Origin of the sequence: Halococcus salifodinae DSM 8989 (assembly GCF_000336935.1) — an archaeon.
GTDB lineage: Archaea > Halobacteriota > Halobacteria > Halobacteriales > Halococcaceae > Halococcus > Halococcus salifodinae.
Genome location: NZ_AOME01000070.1, coordinates 125535 through 140644, shown reverse-complemented (window position 1 = coordinate 140644; position 15110 = coordinate 125535). Strand labels below are relative to the sequence as shown.

At 65.7% G+C, this 15110-nt stretch carries 10 protein-coding genes; 4 read left to right on the top strand and 6 right to left on the bottom strand.

What is annotated here, in order from left to right; all coding sequences use genetic code 11:
- Nucleotides 1-105 precede the first annotated feature (105 nt).
- Nucleotides 106-1566 (bottom strand): sugar transferase, encoded by a 1461-nt coding sequence (locus C450_RS13315; protein ID WP_005044280.1) that lies wholly within the window; start codon nucleotides 1564-1566, stop codon nucleotides 106-108.
- 2482 nt (nucleotides 1567-4048) lie between these two features.
- Here C450_RS13315 and C450_RS21695 point away from each other — a divergent pair.
- Nucleotides 4049-4687 (top strand): hypothetical protein, encoded by a 639-nt coding sequence (locus C450_RS21695; protein ID WP_152424505.1) that lies wholly within the window; start codon nucleotides 4049-4051, stop codon nucleotides 4685-4687.
- A gap of 192 nt (nucleotides 4688-4879) precedes the next feature.
- Here C450_RS21695 and C450_RS13305 read toward each other — a convergent pair whose 3' ends face one another.
- Entirely contained in the window at nucleotides 4880-5176 is a 297-nt protein-coding gene (locus tag C450_RS13305) for a hypothetical protein (protein ID WP_005044275.1), read from the bottom strand.
- Between the two features lie 238 nt (nucleotides 5177-5414).
- Between C450_RS13305 and C450_RS13300 the strand changes: the two genes are divergently transcribed.
- Both C450_RS13300 and C450_RS13295 read left to right on the top strand, forming a co-directional pair.
- On the top strand, nucleotides 5415-6338 hold the full coding sequence (locus C450_RS13300; protein WP_005044272.1) for an alpha/beta fold hydrolase: 924 nt from the start codon (nucleotides 5415-5417) through the stop codon (nucleotides 6336-6338).
- Nucleotides 6339-6454: 116 nt separating this feature from the next.
- Complete coding sequence (locus C450_RS13295; protein ID WP_005044270.1) at nucleotides 6455-7765, top strand: DUF7405 family protein; 1311 nt, start codon at nucleotides 6455-6457, stop codon at nucleotides 7763-7765.
- Between the two features lie 40 nt (nucleotides 7766-7805).
- On the opposite strand, the gene C450_RS13290 is transcribed toward C450_RS13295, so the two are convergent.
- Nucleotides 7806-9581 carry a CRTAC1 family protein gene (locus C450_RS13290; protein WP_005044268.1) on the bottom strand — a complete coding sequence of 592 codons (1776 nt, stop codon included), beginning with the start codon at nucleotides 9579-9581 and terminating at the stop codon, nucleotides 7806-7808.
- A 121-nt stretch (nucleotides 9582-9702) separates the two neighbouring features.
- Between C450_RS13290 and C450_RS13285 the strand changes: the two genes are divergently transcribed.
- Nucleotides 9703-10740 carry a lysylphosphatidylglycerol synthase transmembrane domain-containing protein gene (locus C450_RS13285; RefSeq protein WP_005044267.1) on the top strand — a complete coding sequence of 346 codons (1038 nt, stop codon included), beginning with the start codon at nucleotides 9703-9705 and terminating at the stop codon, nucleotides 10738-10740.
- On the opposite strand, the gene C450_RS13280 is transcribed toward C450_RS13285, so the two are convergent.
- The 3 genes from C450_RS13280 to pan1 all read right to left on the bottom strand — a co-directional run bounded on the left by C450_RS13280 (nucleotide 10737) and on the right by pan1 (nucleotide 15086).
- Nucleotides 10737-11987 carry a sulfatase-like hydrolase/transferase gene (locus C450_RS13280; protein WP_005044265.1) on the bottom strand — a complete coding sequence of 417 codons (1251 nt, stop codon included), beginning with the start codon at nucleotides 11985-11987 and terminating at the stop codon, nucleotides 10737-10739. The two genes, C450_RS13285 and C450_RS13280, sit on opposite strands and share 4 nt — an antisense overlap.
- A gap of 375 nt (nucleotides 11988-12362) precedes the next feature.
- Complete coding sequence (locus tag C450_RS13275) at nucleotides 12363-13277, bottom strand: hypothetical protein (protein ID WP_005044264.1); 915 nt, start codon at nucleotides 13275-13277, stop codon at nucleotides 12363-12365.
- A gap of 594 nt (nucleotides 13278-13871) precedes the next feature.
- Nucleotides 13872-15086, bottom strand: a complete 1215-nt coding sequence (gene pan1 / locus C450_RS13270; RefSeq protein WP_005044263.1) for a proteasome-activating nucleotidase Pan1 — start codon at nucleotides 15084-15086, stop codon at nucleotides 13872-13874.
- Between the last annotated feature and the right edge of the window lie 24 nt (nucleotides 15087-15110).

The window sequence follows — 15110 nt, the reverse complement described above, 5'->3', positions numbered from 1 at the left end:
CGATCATGTGGGTTTGGCATATATTCACATTGATTACCATCCCTGATTGATATTTTACCTCAATAACTGCATCACGCCACGGGTAGTGCTGCTGGCTGCGATCGATTACTTCTCGGAACTATCGTCAGTCGTGACAACAGCTGCCGTGTCACTAACGACCATCCAGACCTGACGGATGACGATCCGGATATCGACCCAGAACGATTGTTGGTGGATGTACTGGGTGTCGTACCGGAGTTTCCGCTCGGGATCGTGGCCGGTGGCACCGTTGATCTGGGCGAGGCCAGTCAGGCCGGGTTTGACGAACCATCGCCGTCGCCACTGGGTGATGCCGGATTCGATGTCGGCATCGAGTTCGGGACGTTCGGGCCGTGGGCCGACGACCGCCATATCGCCGACGAGAATCGACCAGAGCTGGGGGATTTCGTCGAGATGGGTGCGTCTGAGAAGCCGTCCGGTCCGAGTGACCCGGGAATCGACGCCGCCGGCGTCCTCTTCGCTCAGCTTCGCGCCGGTGTCGGCCTCGGCGTCGGCGACCATGCTCCGGAACTTGTAGATCTCGACGGTTTCGCCGAACTCCGCGGTGCGTTCCTGGCCGTAGAGCACCGGTCCCGGACTGTCGAGTTTGATCGCGATCGCGACTGGGAGAATGATCGGCGAGAGGACAATCAGTCCGGTAGCGGCGAACGCGATGTCGAACAGCCGCTTCAGCGCTCGATCTTCCCAGTCCCAGGGTTCGAGTTGGATGTCGACAAGGCCGACCACGCTCGTGTCGGTGGTGAGGACGCTATCGGCGTGTTTACGGTGGACTTTCGCCGCCACGCCGTGGTCGTAACACGTCGCGAGCGTGCCGAAGAACTCCGCACGATCCGATCGCTCGAACGCGAGCACTGCGGTGTCGATATCGTGCTCGACGAAGACCTCTTCGAGCCGTGAGAGCCCACCGAGACACTCCACGTCGTCGAGACGGGGCTGTTGGTGGGTGCCACCGTCGGCGAATCGGGTGGTCGATCCCTGTTCGGATGGTTCGGGATCGTACTGGATGGAAGGGGCGACGTAGCCCACGATCGAGAGATCGGTGGTTTCGAAAAGTTCGGCCATCGCGGTGTGATCGTCGCCGACCAGCACTGCGCGGTGGCTCCCGGCGACGGGGCGGCGACGGATCAGGACGAACCACGCGGGGAGCCAAATCCCAAGCAGCACCGCCATCATCACGAGCGTCGTTCGTGGGAGCCGGTAGGTGTAATCGAGGTAGCCGACCGCAGCGAGCGCGAGCGACGCGGCAAACAGCCGACGGACAGTGAGCGAGATGGTGTCGAGGATCCGGCGGGGCCGGGGCTTGAACAGCGGCCCGAGTGCGACGAACACCACGACGAGGGCGGTGGCTGCGGCCACCGTCAACGCCCCGTCGGTGAGTGTCGTGGGCACGAGCCGGCCCGAGACGGGGAGCGACGTCAGGACCCGCTGAGCGAACGGGTGGTTGGCTACCACGATCGCGCCCACGACGAGCACGGCGGTCCCGAGGGTGCTCGCGACGCGATACCGCAGCCCTGTGGTAAGCCCCATGGATGCGACCGATCACTCTAACCGACNATCGCGCCCACGACGAGCACGGCGGTCCCGAGGGTGCTCGCGACGCGATACCGCAGCCCTGTGGTAAGCCCCATGGATGCGACCGATCACTCTAACCGACCGAATCGGCGGGCATAAGCATTGTGGAAGGTCTCGTACGAACGACGATACGGTTTCGGGTACTGTGGCTCTCGACTGATACTGTCGTCACAGATTCAGCTATCTCTCGTCGATAGCGTCCCAACGAACGTCTTCCGGACACGGCGATACTACGGGACGGGTCTTGAAGCGCCGATTTAACCCAGACTCCGTCGAACTCCCTCGCGTGGCGATCAACGGTTCTGGTCGTAAGCTACCACCGAGAACGACAGCCAGTATCGACTGCTACCCCTCCGACCACTCGCCGGCCCGACGCCACCGAGGGTGATCGGCAACTGCTGTTACGGCAGACGGCCGAACGACGGCAGTGCGTCCTGCTTTTTCGACGCCTGTGTCGGGTTCGCGAGCACCGAGCCGTTGCGATAGACGGTGGCATCGCCGTCGATATCGAGGCTCTGGATCTCGCCGAGGTAGGCGAAGCTGTCACGACCACCCTCGCCGACCTGGCCGGAAACGGTCCGGCCGTTAACGGAATCGTTGGGATCGGCCGCACCCATGACGGCGCTTTTGACGACGCCGTCGGAGGCGGTGAACTCGAACTCGGCGTGGGTGTCGCTCTCGACGGAGAGGGTGTTGGGAAGGTACTCGGCGGGATCGACGTTCTCGCCGTTGTAGTAGAGGTTCGCGCCGCCGTCGAGAACCAGNATCTCACCGCCGATGGCGAAGCTGTCTCGGCCGCTGCCACCGACCTGGCCGGTCGCGGTCGCCCCGTCGATGGTGTCGTTCGGATCGATCGTCGCTCCGTCCATCGTGGTGGCTTTGTCCAAGCTCTCGCTCGCCGCGAGCTCGTAGTCCGCCCCCGGTGCGCCCTCGATCGTCAGGACGTTCGGTCCACCGGAGCCACCCGATCCGAGTTCGTCGGGATCGATCGCGTCACCGTTGCGGTAGACGGTAGCGTCGCCGTCGATATCGAGGCTCTGGATCTCGCCGAGGTAGGCGAAGCTGTCACGACCACCCTCGCCGACCTGGCCGGAGACGGTCCGGCCGGAGACGGAGTCGTTGGGGTCGGCCGCACCCATGACGGCGCTTTTGACGACGCCGTCGGAGGCGGTGAACTCGAACTCGGCGTGAGTGTCACTCTCGACGGAGAGGGTGTTGGGAAGGTACTCGGCGGGATCGACGTTCTCGCCGTTGTAGTAGAGGTTCGCGCCGCCGTCGAGAACCAGNCTCTCGACGGAGAGGGTGTTGGGAAGGTACTCGGCGGGATCGACGTTCTCGCCGTTGTAGTAGAGGTTCGCGCCGCCGTCGAGAACCAGTTTAGTGATCTCACCGCCGATGGCGAAGCTGTCTCGGCCGCTGCCACCGACCTGGCCGGTCGCGGTCGCCCCGTCGATGGTGTCGTTCGGATCGATCGTCGCTCCGTCCATCGTGGTGGNATCTCACCGCCGATGGCGAAGCTGTCTCGGCCGCTGCCACCGACCTGGCCGGTCGCGGTCGCCCCGTCGATGGTGTCGTTCGGATCGATCGTCGCTCCGTCCATCGTGGTGGTTTTCGCCAGACCCTCGCTCGCCGCGAGCTCGTAGTCCGCCCCCGATGCGCCCTCGATCGTCAGGACGTCCGCGTCCGGACCCGGTTCCGACGATTCTGGTTGTGGTTCGGGCTCTGGCTGCGGCTGGGATGGCGACGCACCGCTCGGAGCCGGGCAGGTGCCGCTATCGCCGATCCCGCTGACGGCGACCGATGCGTTCTCGCGGACAACTGACTCGCCCGTCACGTCGATCGTTCCGTTCCGGAGGACACAGTCGTCCGAATCGACCACTGTGACACCATTCCGATCGGCTCCTGAAACCTGGAGGCAACACCCTTCGATCACCGATCCGGAGCGCTGGCGCAGCTCGATTGCCGATGTCCCGCCCGCACTTCCGGTGACGCTGACGTTCCGCAGCGTGCCGTCGTACGGTGTACCGGTGTTGTAGGCTCCGCCGGTCGGATCCTTCGCGAGCACACCGCGAACGCCGTCGACATCGACCTTGATACGGGTGTTCCGAACGTCGAACCGCCCGATATCGCCCGACGCGACCACTCCGCCACCGGAGTGGGAGGCGTCGGCAATCGTAATGTCACAGTTTCGGACCTCCGGTCCGGCGGTGTCGAGCGAGCCGACCTCGAAGCGGACCCCGCGTCCGTTGAGCATCTGCCCCGGATTGGGGCTGCTACTCGCCCCAGCGTCGACCTCGATGGTCGCTCCATCGACGTAGCTCCCCTCGCTGCCGATCCGGACCTGTGAGATGTCGTTGTTCCTGAAGGTTCCGCCTTCGACACGGACGACACCGTAGGTTCGACTGCAGTAGAGGCCGTTGTTCGGGACTCCTTCGATGTGACAACCCCGGAGTGTGATGGTTCCCCTGGTGCTCATCCCGATCCAGACGCCGACGCGTCCTTCACCGCGGTTGTACGCTCCCATCAGACCGGCGTCGTTCACCGTCACGTTCTCGACGACACCGGTGCCGTCCGCCGAACGAACGATGGGCGAGAGCGCGTTCGTGACCGCCGGGTTCCCGCCGCCCTCGCTGCGCGGTTCGCTGTCGAAGTGGATACCCTGGCCGATGTACTCGACGTCGTGAATTTGGAGATCGTCGGCCGCCCCGAGATGGAGTCCCGGCGTCGCTCCGTGGGCTCGCTGATCGATGTCGATGTTCTCGAACAGCAGCCCGGTTCCACGGTCGGCGACGAGCAGTTTCTCGTTGTACCCCTCGGGAACCGCGAAGCGAACGTCACCCTCGCCGCGGAACCCCAGGTTCGTGGTGTCGAGCACGACGTTCTTCTCGGTGAACTTGTAGGTTCCAGCCGGGAACTTCAGGAGCGTGTAGTCGTCGGCCGCCGCTCGCAACTGCTCGTCACACGGCTCCGTGCCGGTCGGATCGCAGCCGGCGTCCTCGACCATGTTTACGGTTCGTTTGAACCGGATCCCCCGGTGTTCCGCGGCGCTCGCCGATCCCGAAAACAGCGCGGCTGAACCGGCGGCGATCCCCGCGGCTTTCAGACACGAACGCCGATCGATGGCGAAGTCGCTTCCCGTCTCGCTACCCCTCCGGCCGCATCCGCTATCATTGCGTGGCATCAGTGTTTCGCTGGTTGGTTGTTTCGCAAAAACCCCTCCGAGACTTGCGGACTGCATCCGTCCCCCTCGAAGCGGTCCGAACGGTCGCTAGACCTTCCCCTCCGTTTCGAGGAAGAACAGGGTTCGCTCGCCCTTCGCGGTGAGCCCGTACACGCGCTCGTCGTCGGTAACGAGGAGCTCGACGAGTTCACGTTCCCGGAGCTCCGCCGCTGCGTCCTTTGCGCTGGCGGCACTGACGGATCGCTCGGCAGCGATCTCGTCGGGGGCCGCGGGTCCCTCGACCAGCCGTTCGAGCACGGCGACGCGCGCCGCCGATCCCGTCACGAACTCGCTGGCGTTTTCCTCTGTCGTGGCCTCGGCTTCGATGGTTGGCGTTTCTGGCATGTCGTATCTCCGTCCACTTTCGCGTAGATTAACTGAACAACACTATATAAATAATTCGTCATAGAGATTAACGATTGAGATCCATCGTCTTCAACACACGATACAGCAGCGATCGCTTTTCGACATCGGTTCGTCGGAGGATGTATGCCCCCTCTCATAATCGTTGTGGCCGTTCGCCGGTCGCTGCCGGTCGGAGACCATCACCACGTATAAACCGTGGTTGCCCGTTGGCATCCACATGAAGCTTCGCGCCGCCGTCGGTGCCCTCGCTGGCGCGGGATTCGTCGCCGTGACCAATCGTGCATTGACCGGTCGTGCGGGCGTGCTCGATCACGCGCTTGCCGGTACCCAGCACACGTACCGCTGGCGCGGGTTCGATATCACCTACACCGAGGCGGGCGATCCGGACGACCCCGACTGTCTGCTCCTCCACGGAATCAACGCTGCCGGATCGAGCCGGGAGTTCGAGCGGGTCTTCGAGGAGCTCGCTGCCGAGTACCACGTGATCGCGCCCGATCTTCCGGGGTTCGGACGCTCGGATCGGCCGCCTCTCGTGTACTCCGCGTCGCTCTACACCACGTTCGTGACCGAGTTCGCCAGCGATCTCACCGAGGACGCGATCTGTGTCGCGTCGTCGCTATCAGGTGCGTATGCCGCGACCGCCGCCGAGGACGCCGGCTTCACCGAACTCGTCCTCGTCTGTCCGACCGCCGAAACGATGCCCGAGCGCCGGGTGTGGCTCCGCTCGCTGCTCCGTGCGCCGTTCGTGGGCGAGGCGCTGTTCAACCTCCTCACCAGCAAACCCTCGCTCCGGTACTTCGAGCGCGATCACGCCATCGCCGATCCGTCGATCCTCACCGAGGAGTACATCGACTATCGCTGGCGGACGACCCACCAGCCGGGCGCGCGGTTCGCTCCCGCCTCGTTCGTGAGCGGGTTTCTCGATCCCGACGTCGATCTCGACGATCGACTCGCCGCACTCGACATCCCCTCGACGATCGTCTGGGGCCGCGACGCCGACCTCCCCGGACTCGAACGCGGTCGAGAGATCGCCGACGCCGCCGACGCCCGATTGGTGGTGTTCGACGACGCCAAACTCCTCCCGCACGTCGAACGGTCGGCGGCGTTCGTCGATACGCTCGCCGAAACGCTCCCGGCGTAGCGCCATCGCCGGCCGAGACTGCCAGCCGGCCGCGGTCGTCCCGACAATCGCGACCGCTGTTGGCGAATTTGTCACACGACGACACAGCTTTCCGTTCCGACACCGTTGGCCCGGCCGTGCCATCGGATCCTCCCCAGCCGATCGATCGCCGTGCGTTCGTAAAAAGCGCGGTGGCGATCGGTGGCGCGAGCGCGCTGTCGGCGTGTCTCGATATGGAGGCGAACGCCGATTCGTCGAGTGAGCCCGAGTTTCCCCACGGCCCCGAGGACCTCGCGTCGCTCCCCGAGCGACAGCACGCGTGGAACGAATTCCTCGTCACGGATGCCAACGGCGACACCGTTCTCCCGCGCCACCAGGTGCTGCTCTCGCTTTCGTACACCGGGTCGGTGCCGCCGACGAACGACGAGCGCGAGACCGTCGAGAGCGCTTTTTCGACCGTGGAACGAGCCTTCGAGCGCGGCACCGGCGGCGAAGCCGGCGCGACGTTCAACGACGGCCTCCTGTTCATGTTCGGGTACGCGCCCGCGTACTTCGCCCGGTTCGACGCGTCGCTGCCTGACGACATCGATCTTCCGACGCCGACGGCCGTGCTCGACGAACTCGACGAGCCGACCGACCGTGCCGACGACGCCGACGCACTCTTGACCCTGAACAGCGACTACGGCTCGATCCCGCTCGCGGTCGAGGAGGCGCTGTTTGGCGAGCAGGACACGCTCAACGGAATCGAGATGGAGGCGGGGATCGGCGATGTGTTCTCGGTGGTCGATCGCCGTACCGGCGTCGTCGGGCGGGGACTGCCCGCCGAGAAGATCGATCACGACGCGATCGACGACGATGCCCCGCTCTCGATGGGGTACAAGTCGGGCTATCAGGACACCAACCCCGCCGAGGATCGCGTGACCGTTCGAGAAGGACCGTTCGCCAGCGGCACCACCCAGCTCTCCTCGCGGCTGGGGATCGACCTCGACGCGTGGTACGACCTCGACGCCGACGCCCGCGTAACTCAGATGTTCAGCACCGCACACACCGCGGAGGAAGTCGGCGAAACCGGCGAGAACCTCGGCGGTCAGAGCGGCGTCACCGAGGAGATGGCCGAGGATCTGGAGGGCGAGGCCGACGACCACGGCCGGTTGGGCCACGCACAGAAGACTGCACGGGCGCGCGACGACGACTTCGACCCCCAGATCCTCCGGCGGTCGGAGGGGGTCGGGACGTCGCCCGATTACGACGCCGGGATGAACTTCAACTCGATCCAGCGCGGGATGGAGAGCTTCATCGAGGCGCGCAAAGCGATGGACGATCTCGGCGGCGCGGACGCCCACCACAGTGGAATCGTCGACTTCCTCGACGTCGAACGCCGGGCGACCTACCTGATCCCGCCGCGCTCGTTGCGGGCGCTGCCGGGGCCGCGACCCGATCGGGAGTGACGCTCAGCGGTACGACCGTCAGTAGCAGACGCGAGGATCCTCAGCCCGTGGCGTTCCGATAGCTGGCGTGGTCGGCGATGCCGCCTGGCGTCACCACGATTCGCTGTCCTGCCGAGACGTTTTCGAGGACGCGCTCCGTGCCGTCGGGCCACACCACCCGAAGTTTCGAGACCGACTCGCTCTCACCGAGCCCGAAGTGGAGGAAGCGGGTGTCCTGGGACTGATAGTCGGCTTTTGCAGTGTTCACCCGGAGCTGGGTGTCGTTGCCAGTAGTGGCGGACACTCGCGCGCCGAGCGAGGTGTGGTTCAGGCTTCCCGACTGCACGCGAACCTGGAGGCTGTTACCCTGCGAGGCGTTGTTTTGGTAGAGCCGGTGGCGATCGTCGTAGGTCGCCAGCGCGAGGTCAGCGGTCCCGGAGCGATCGTAGTCGAGATGGGCGACTCCGCGGCCGTTGGTCGATTCGAACCCGATACCGGTCGCGCTCTGGCGGTAGAAGTCGCCGTCGTGTTGGACCCACGTCATCGGGGTCGGGTACCGTGGCTCGGAGTCGTTGAATGCGATGACGGTCTGGGTGGTGTGGAACACGTCCTGTTCGCCATCGCTGTCGAAGTCGGTGATCGCGGCCGCCCAGCCCCAGCCGCCGCGGTGTAGGCCGAGACGCTCGCCGGCGTAGGTGAACCCCGTGTCGCTGGCGTTGGTGCTGTTGGCGTCGCCGACGCTGGTGCTGTTGGCGTCGCCGGCGCTGCTGGTGCTGCCGGCGTTGTTCGCTCCATCCGTCCCGTCGGTACTGTTCGTCTCGTTTGCTCCGAGCAGCACGTTGTTGCCCCGCATCCGCTTGCCGAGCCGATTCTCGACGAAGCTCTCGAACAGCTCGCGCTCCTGTTCGGACAGCGCGCTCGTGTTCTCGGGGAAGTAGATGTTGGTGACGAACAGGTCGAGCTGGCCGTCGCCGTCGAGATCCGCCGTCTCGGAGGACATCCCGTTTCGATCGGTCTGCTCGCCGAGGACTCGCTTTTCGAACGTGCCATCGCCCTCGTTGTAGTAGATCGTGTCGTTGTAGTAGTCGTTCGCGACGTGGATGTCGGATCGACCGTCGCCGTTGAGGTCGACAAAGCTGGTCGCGAGGCTCCAGTGTGCCCCTTCGATCCCGGCGTCAGTAGCGCGCTCGAACCCGCCGCTTCCGTTCGTGGCGTCCGCGCAGGTCCCGCGGTAGAGCAGGTTCGGGTTGCCGTTGTCCTCCTCGATGAGCGTGGTCGGCGCGTTCCACGCGCTCGGGGTGGTGTTCTCCCAGTCGCCGTACTGGGCGACGAAGAGGTCGGGACAGCCGTCGCCGGTGTAGTCGCCGGCGCTTGCACTCACCGGGATCGCGAGCTCGTCGTCGAGTCCCACGTCGGCTCGGTGGAACTCGCCCTCGCGGTTTTCGAGGAAGACCGGTGTGGCGTTCCGCCGGAGCACGAGGAGGTCCTGCCAGCCGTCGACGTCACGATCGAAGAAGAGCGCGCTCTGGACGTGGCCCGGTATCGTGGGGAGTGCCTCCGATCGCTCGAACGCGCCGCCGGTGTTGTGGAACAGCGTGGGGTCGTCACCGCCGATGGCGAGGAGATCGGTCTGGAGATCGTTGTCGTAGTCCGCGGCGTAGACGCTGTCGTTGCCGTTGCCGAGGCCCGAATCCGTCGTCTCGTAGTCGAGACCGGCGTCGTCGGCCGTGGCGAACGAGAGCGCAGTGTCCGAGGGAGCTCCGCCCGTCGCCCCGCCGAGACAGCCCGCGAGCACCACGGCAGCGACGAGAACGATCGGTCGGAACCCCTCGCGCATACGCCACGGTTGGGGGTCGACGGGATAAGTATATCGCCGACCCGGTCTCGGAACGAAGGACGATCCCCGAGTCACGGAGCGGTTCCGCCGGGTTCAAGCGCTCCCCCCGTGTGGGACTGATATGCGTCGCGGAAAGCTCTCGTCGGTGCTCGTCGGGTTCGCCGCCGCCGGCGTCGTGTTCGTCGCGCTGTTCTGGTTCGTCGGCGTCGAGGACGTGCTCGCGGCGCTCGCGCGCGCCAGTCTCCCGCTCGTCGGTGTCGTCGCCGCGACGATCGTGGCGTGGCTCCTCGCGTGGGGGCTCGCTCTTCGGTGTATCCTCGCGGCGCTCGGCGTCGATCTCTCGTCGTTCGATTCGGTGCTCGTCACCGCCGCTGCGGCGTTCATCAACCACGTGGTGCCGTTCGGTCAGGCGAGCAGCGAGCCAGTCACGGCGTGGCTGCTGACCGACATCTCCGACACGGAGTTCGAGACCGCGCTCGCCTCCATCGCGAGCCTCGACGCGCTCAACTTCGTTCCCTCGCTGTCCTTTGCGGTCGTCGGGGTCGGCTACTACGCCACTGCGGTCGCGCTCAGCGATGGGCTCGCAGTGTTGGTCGCCAGCGTGATCGTGGCGGCGGTCGGTCTTCCCCTCCTCGCCGCGCTTGCGTGGCGGCGGCGCGTCGCGCTCCAGCGCCGGCTCGTGAGCGGCCTGACGCCGGTGATCCGGCGGATCTCGGGCGTGCTTCCAGGTGATCCCCTCGAACCGGACGAAATCGCAACCCGGATCGGGAACTTCGTCGAGGCGGTCGAGCGCGTCGCGGGCGATCGGCGGCGGGTGGCGGCCGCGCTCGCCTTTTCGGCGACCGGCTGGGCGTGCCAGGCGCTCGGGCTCTGGGTCGCGCTGCTCGCTGTCGGCGCGTCGGTGCCGATCTACATCCCGTTTTTCGTCGTCCCGATCGGGACCACCGCGAGCATCGTCCCGACACCCGGCGGGCTCGGCGGGATCGAGACGGTCAACATCACCCTCCTGGTGCTCGTGACGAGCGTGAGCCCGACGATCGCGACCGCGGCGGTGACGATTCACAGCGTCGGCGGGTTCTTCCTGACCAACAGCCTGGGAGCCGCCGCGGCGGCGACGATCAAGATCCGTGGTGCGTCGATCGTGGGCCGGCCAGCTTAGAGATAGCCGAGATCTCGAAGCCGGGCGTCGATGTCGAGTCGTTCGGCGTCGCCGAGCTCTTCGGTTGGAAGGTGACGTTGCAGCCGCGCCGCGAGCCGGTCGGCCTCGATCGAGGCGAGTTCCTGGGGATCGGCGTCGAGATCGTAGCATTCCGCGGACCACTCGCGGTCGGGATACTCGATGTACTTCGCGCCGTCGTGACGGATCGCGCGCGCCCAGTTGCGCGTGCGGTGGAGTGACGCACCGCACGCTCGAATGTACGCTGGCCGGTCGGTGACGTCGTCCGCCGGCAGGAGCGCATCGCCGTCCATTTCGGCGTCCGTTCCGGCATCGACATCGATGTCGAGCGCCGCGAGCAGCGTCGGGAGTACGTCGATTTGGCGGGTTTGAGCGGTGATCGTCGCGGGGTCGATTCCCGGCCCAGCGAGGAGGAAGGGAACGTTGGTCGTGAAGTCGAAAACGTTCTCGCCGTGGCCGTTTTCGAGGAAGTGGTCATCGATGTCGGGGCCGAGCCCGTCGAGCGCACGGTTCAGTCGGCCGACCATGGTGCGGGTGTCGACGCCGCCGTAGTATCGGATGGCGTCGCGGACGCTCTTTCCGAGGAGCCGCAGCGGGTTGTGGCGGTGGGTGATGCTCTCGCCGTGGTCGCCGTGGATCGCGACGAGGGTGTTCTCGGGGAGCGTCTCGACCAGATCACGGAGTTCCCGATCGAGCGCGCTGAGTGCGCGGGTGTAGTCGGTGTCGCCGTAGGCCGGCTCGTCGTACGCGGCTGGCACGTCGATGTCCTCGTGGAGCTCCCAGCAGTGGACGAACGCCGCGAACGGTTCCGACAGCGATGCGAGGCGGTCGTGGGCAGTCTCGCGCCAGTCGCCGAACAGCGACTCGTCCTCTTCGCGGTGGCGGTAGACGTCGAACCCGCGATCGAGGCCGGTCTCGGCGACCAGCGGGCCGGTGGCGAGGGCTTCGGTGTGCCAGCCGTGCTCGCCGAGGATTCCGGGGAGCGTCGGGACCTCGGGATCGAGCCGGCCGTGCTGGAGCGAGTGGACGCCGTTGCGCTCGGAGTACGAGCCCGTGAGGAGGCTCGCAACCGCGGGCGTCGTGGTGGTCGCGGTCGCAAAGAGCTGCTCGCAGGCGAGTCCCGATGCTCTGAAATCGTCCAAAAACGGTGTGTCGGACGCGCTCGACGCGAGACAGTCCTCGCGGAGACAGTCGACACAGAGCACGAGGAGATTCGGTTTCGAGGGCACGGCTACTGTCCGAAGTGGCGCTCCCGCCGGTCAAGGACTTTCCGGAGTCGGGTCAGTGGTCGGTGGGCGAGCGGTGGGTCAGGAGGTGGGTGCTTCAGGGGGATTTCGCTCTCCTGGTGGATGAAGGGCGAGGGAACGAACGGAGTGAGTGACCGAGGGCTTCGGCGGCGCGGCTGCGGTCAGCTGTGTGGGAGATAGCGTCCGCGCGAGTGGAACGAGCGCGGTTCACCGCGAGCGACCGTAGGGAGCGAGCGGGAGTTTTTCATGTCCTCGTGAGCGAAGCGAACGAGGGCTCGGAGCGGCTTCGCCGCTCCGGTGAACGTTTTTGCAAGGGGTTGAGCGCCCGAAGGGCGCGAACCCCCGCAGTAAAAACGTTCAGGCGTAGCCAAGCGACTTGAGCCGTGCGGCGGTCGTGCCGCTGGTCGCGGTAGCGTCGTACTGGGCGGGTTCGTGGACCCGGCGATCGGTCGCGGTGGTTTTACACCACGGCACTTCTCGGAGGCAGGGGAGCGCGACGCCCTCGGCGTGGCCGTACAGTCCCGCCTCGCCAACGGCGTTGCCGTGGTCCGCCGTCACGACCACCCGGTCGGCGTCGACGTGATCGAGCAGGAGCTGCACCTCGCCGAGCACGTATTCGAGGTTCGCGCGATAGCTCTCCCAGACCTCGCTCTCGGTCCGCTGGCCGAAGCGAAGCTCCTCCCAGACCGACATCGATTCGTCACCGAACTCGTCGAGGGTGACGCCCGTATCGCGGTCGCCGTCGGGGATCGAGGGGAAGTGTGGCTGCATGTAGTGGACGACCATCCTATCGAACGAGCGCTCGCGGCCGACGGCGATGGTGCGGTCGGTCAGCGGTCGTGCGGGGATCGTTCCCAGTTCGTCGTCCCACGCGTACCGCCAGACTTCGTCGACGAGGCCGAACGACTCCTCGTCGAGATGGGATTCGGAGTAGGGGTTGCCCGTGATGTACGCCGTATCGCGGAGGTCGTCGGGGTCGGCGTCACCGAAGACGCCTTCGATCCACTCGGTCGAGGTGCTGCCGGCCGAGATGCGGGATTCGCCGCCGTAGAGACCCTCGTAGCTGCCGTCGGCCACGACTTCGTCGAAGAGGTCGGCCCGGCAGGCGTCGAGCACGATCAGGAGGTCCCAGTCCTCGGCGTAGACAGGATCGGGATCGACGGAGGGGACCGTTCCGAAGTACGCCCGCGAAAGAAACTCCCGGATGACGTCGGGCCCACCGTGGCGGAGGTTGCGGTAGGCGTCGGCGACGTGCCGGCCGAGTCTGCGCATGACATATACCGGGGATCAGCGTGGGTATAAAGATTAATACTTGCTTGTGTGAGATGTTGGCGGAGCCTGCCGCTAAATACGGTCCAATTTCGACCTCGATACGCCGTGTACGGCCACCACGCGCCTCAGTTCTACCGACCACAGCTTCCGTCGGAATGACCCCGACTCCGACGAATCGTGCTGCGGATGTTGTGGTATTACGGTGCGGACCTGGTGGATGAAGGGCGAGTGAGCGAAGCGAACGAGGGCTTCGGCGGTGCGGTTGCGGTCGGCGGTTGCGTGGCGGTCGGCGGTTGCGTGGCGGTCGGCGGTTGCGTGGCGGTTGCGGTCGGCGGTTGCGTGGCGGTGCGGTTGCGGTCGCGGAGAGCGCCAGTGTTCTCACCGCGAGCGCCCAGCGGGCGCTCGCGGGAGTTTTTCATCAACGTTTTTGCGAGTAGAGAGGTTCCGAAGGAACCTCTTACAGCCGGCGCGAAGCGCCGGCGATAGCGAGGGGCGCGAAGCGTCCCTCGTACCGTGCGAACGGGTGCTCCGCACCCGTGAGCAGAGAGTGGTGGCCGACCGGAGGGAGGCCACCCGACGACGTAAAAACGTTGTTTAGGCGAAGGTTTTGGTCACGTCGCCGGTCGCCTCCTCGTCGGCCTCGATCTTCTCCCACGCCTCGTCGAAGTCGGTCATCCGGACCTCGGTGCGCTCGTCGCGGATGGCGAACATCCCGGCCTCGGTACAGACCGCCTTGATGTCCGCGCCGCTGGCGTCGGTCGCGTCCGCCGCGAGCTCCGAGAACTCGACATCGTCGGCGAGGTTCATCTCCTGGGTGTGGATCGCGAAGATCTTCTCGCGACCCTCGGCGTCGGGTTTGGGAACCTCGATGAGCCGGTCGAACCGGCCGGGCCGGAGGATGGCGCGATCGAGCATGTCGAAGCGGTTGGTGGCGGCGATGATCCGGATCTCGCCGCGCTCCTCGAACCCGTCCATCTCGGAGAGGAGCTGCATCATCGTGCGCTGGACCTCGGCGTCGCCCGACGTTTTGGAGTCGGTGCGTTTCGAGGCGATCGCGTCGATCTCGTCGATGAAAATCACCGCGGGCTCGTGTTCACGGGCGACCTCGAAGAGGTCCCGGACGAGCTTCGCGCCCTCACCGATGAACTTGTGGACGAGCTCCGAGCCAGCCATCTTGATGAACGTCGCGTCGGTCTGGTTCGCGACCGCCTTCGCGAGCATCGTTTTGCCCGTGCCGGGTGGCCCGTGGAGCAGCACACCCGATGGGGGCTGGATGCCGACGTCGTCGAACATCTCCGGGCTCTCGAGCGGGAGCTCGACGGTCTCCCGCACTTCGTTCATCTGTTCCGCGAGGCCGCCGATGTCGTCGTAGTCGACACCGGGACTCTCCTCGACTTCCATCACCCGCGCCCGGACGTCGGTCTCGTCCGAGAGGTCGGTGACCACGGAAAGGGAGTTGTTGACCGCGACACGGGAGCCCGGTTCGAGCTTCTCGTGGAGCTCGTCGGTGACCTCGGTGAGCGCCTCCTGGTTGTTGCCGTGCTGTTTGATGATGATGCCGTCCTCGGCGACTTCCTGGACTGTGGCGACGAACAGCGGCGACTGCTTCAGCTTCTTGTTCTCGTGGTTGAGCCGTTCGAGCTTCTGCTGGTACTTGTTGTTCTCGGCGTTCGCGTCGAGCAGCTTGTCGCGCATCTCCTCGTTCTGGGCGTCGAGGATGTCGATGCGGTCTTCGAGCGAATCGATCTTCTCCTGGTGTGAGGCGTCTGTATCGTACGGTTGCTCCACGTCGTCCACCGTATCGGTCATTGCCAGCGATAGGGCGCTGGTTCA

Coding starts and splice junctions, on each gene's coding strand:
- C450_RS13300 (WP_005044272.1), top strand. CDS start 5,415: ATGAAGCTTCGCGCCGCCGTCGGTGCCCTCGCTGGCGCGGGATTCGTC.
- C450_RS13315 (WP_005044280.1), bottom strand. CDS start 1,566: ATGGGGCTTACCACAGGGCTGCGGTATCGCGTCGCGAGCACCCTCGGG.
- C450_RS13275 (WP_005044264.1), bottom strand. CDS start 13,277: ATGCGCAGACTCGGCCGGCACGTCGCCGACGCCTACCGCAACCTCCGC.
- pan1 (WP_005044263.1), bottom strand. CDS start 15,086: ATGACCGATACGGTGGACGACGTGGAGCAACCGTACGATACAGACGCC.
- C450_RS13290 (WP_005044268.1), bottom strand. CDS start 9,581: ATGCGCGAGGGGTTCCGACCGATCGTTCTCGTCGCTGCCGTGGTGCTC.
- C450_RS13285 (WP_005044267.1), top strand. CDS start 9,703: ATGCGTCGCGGAAAGCTCTCGTCGGTGCTCGTCGGGTTCGCCGCCGCC.
- C450_RS13305 (WP_005044275.1), bottom strand. CDS start 5,176: ATGCCAGAAACGCCAACCATCGAAGCCGAGGCCACGACAGAGGAAAAC.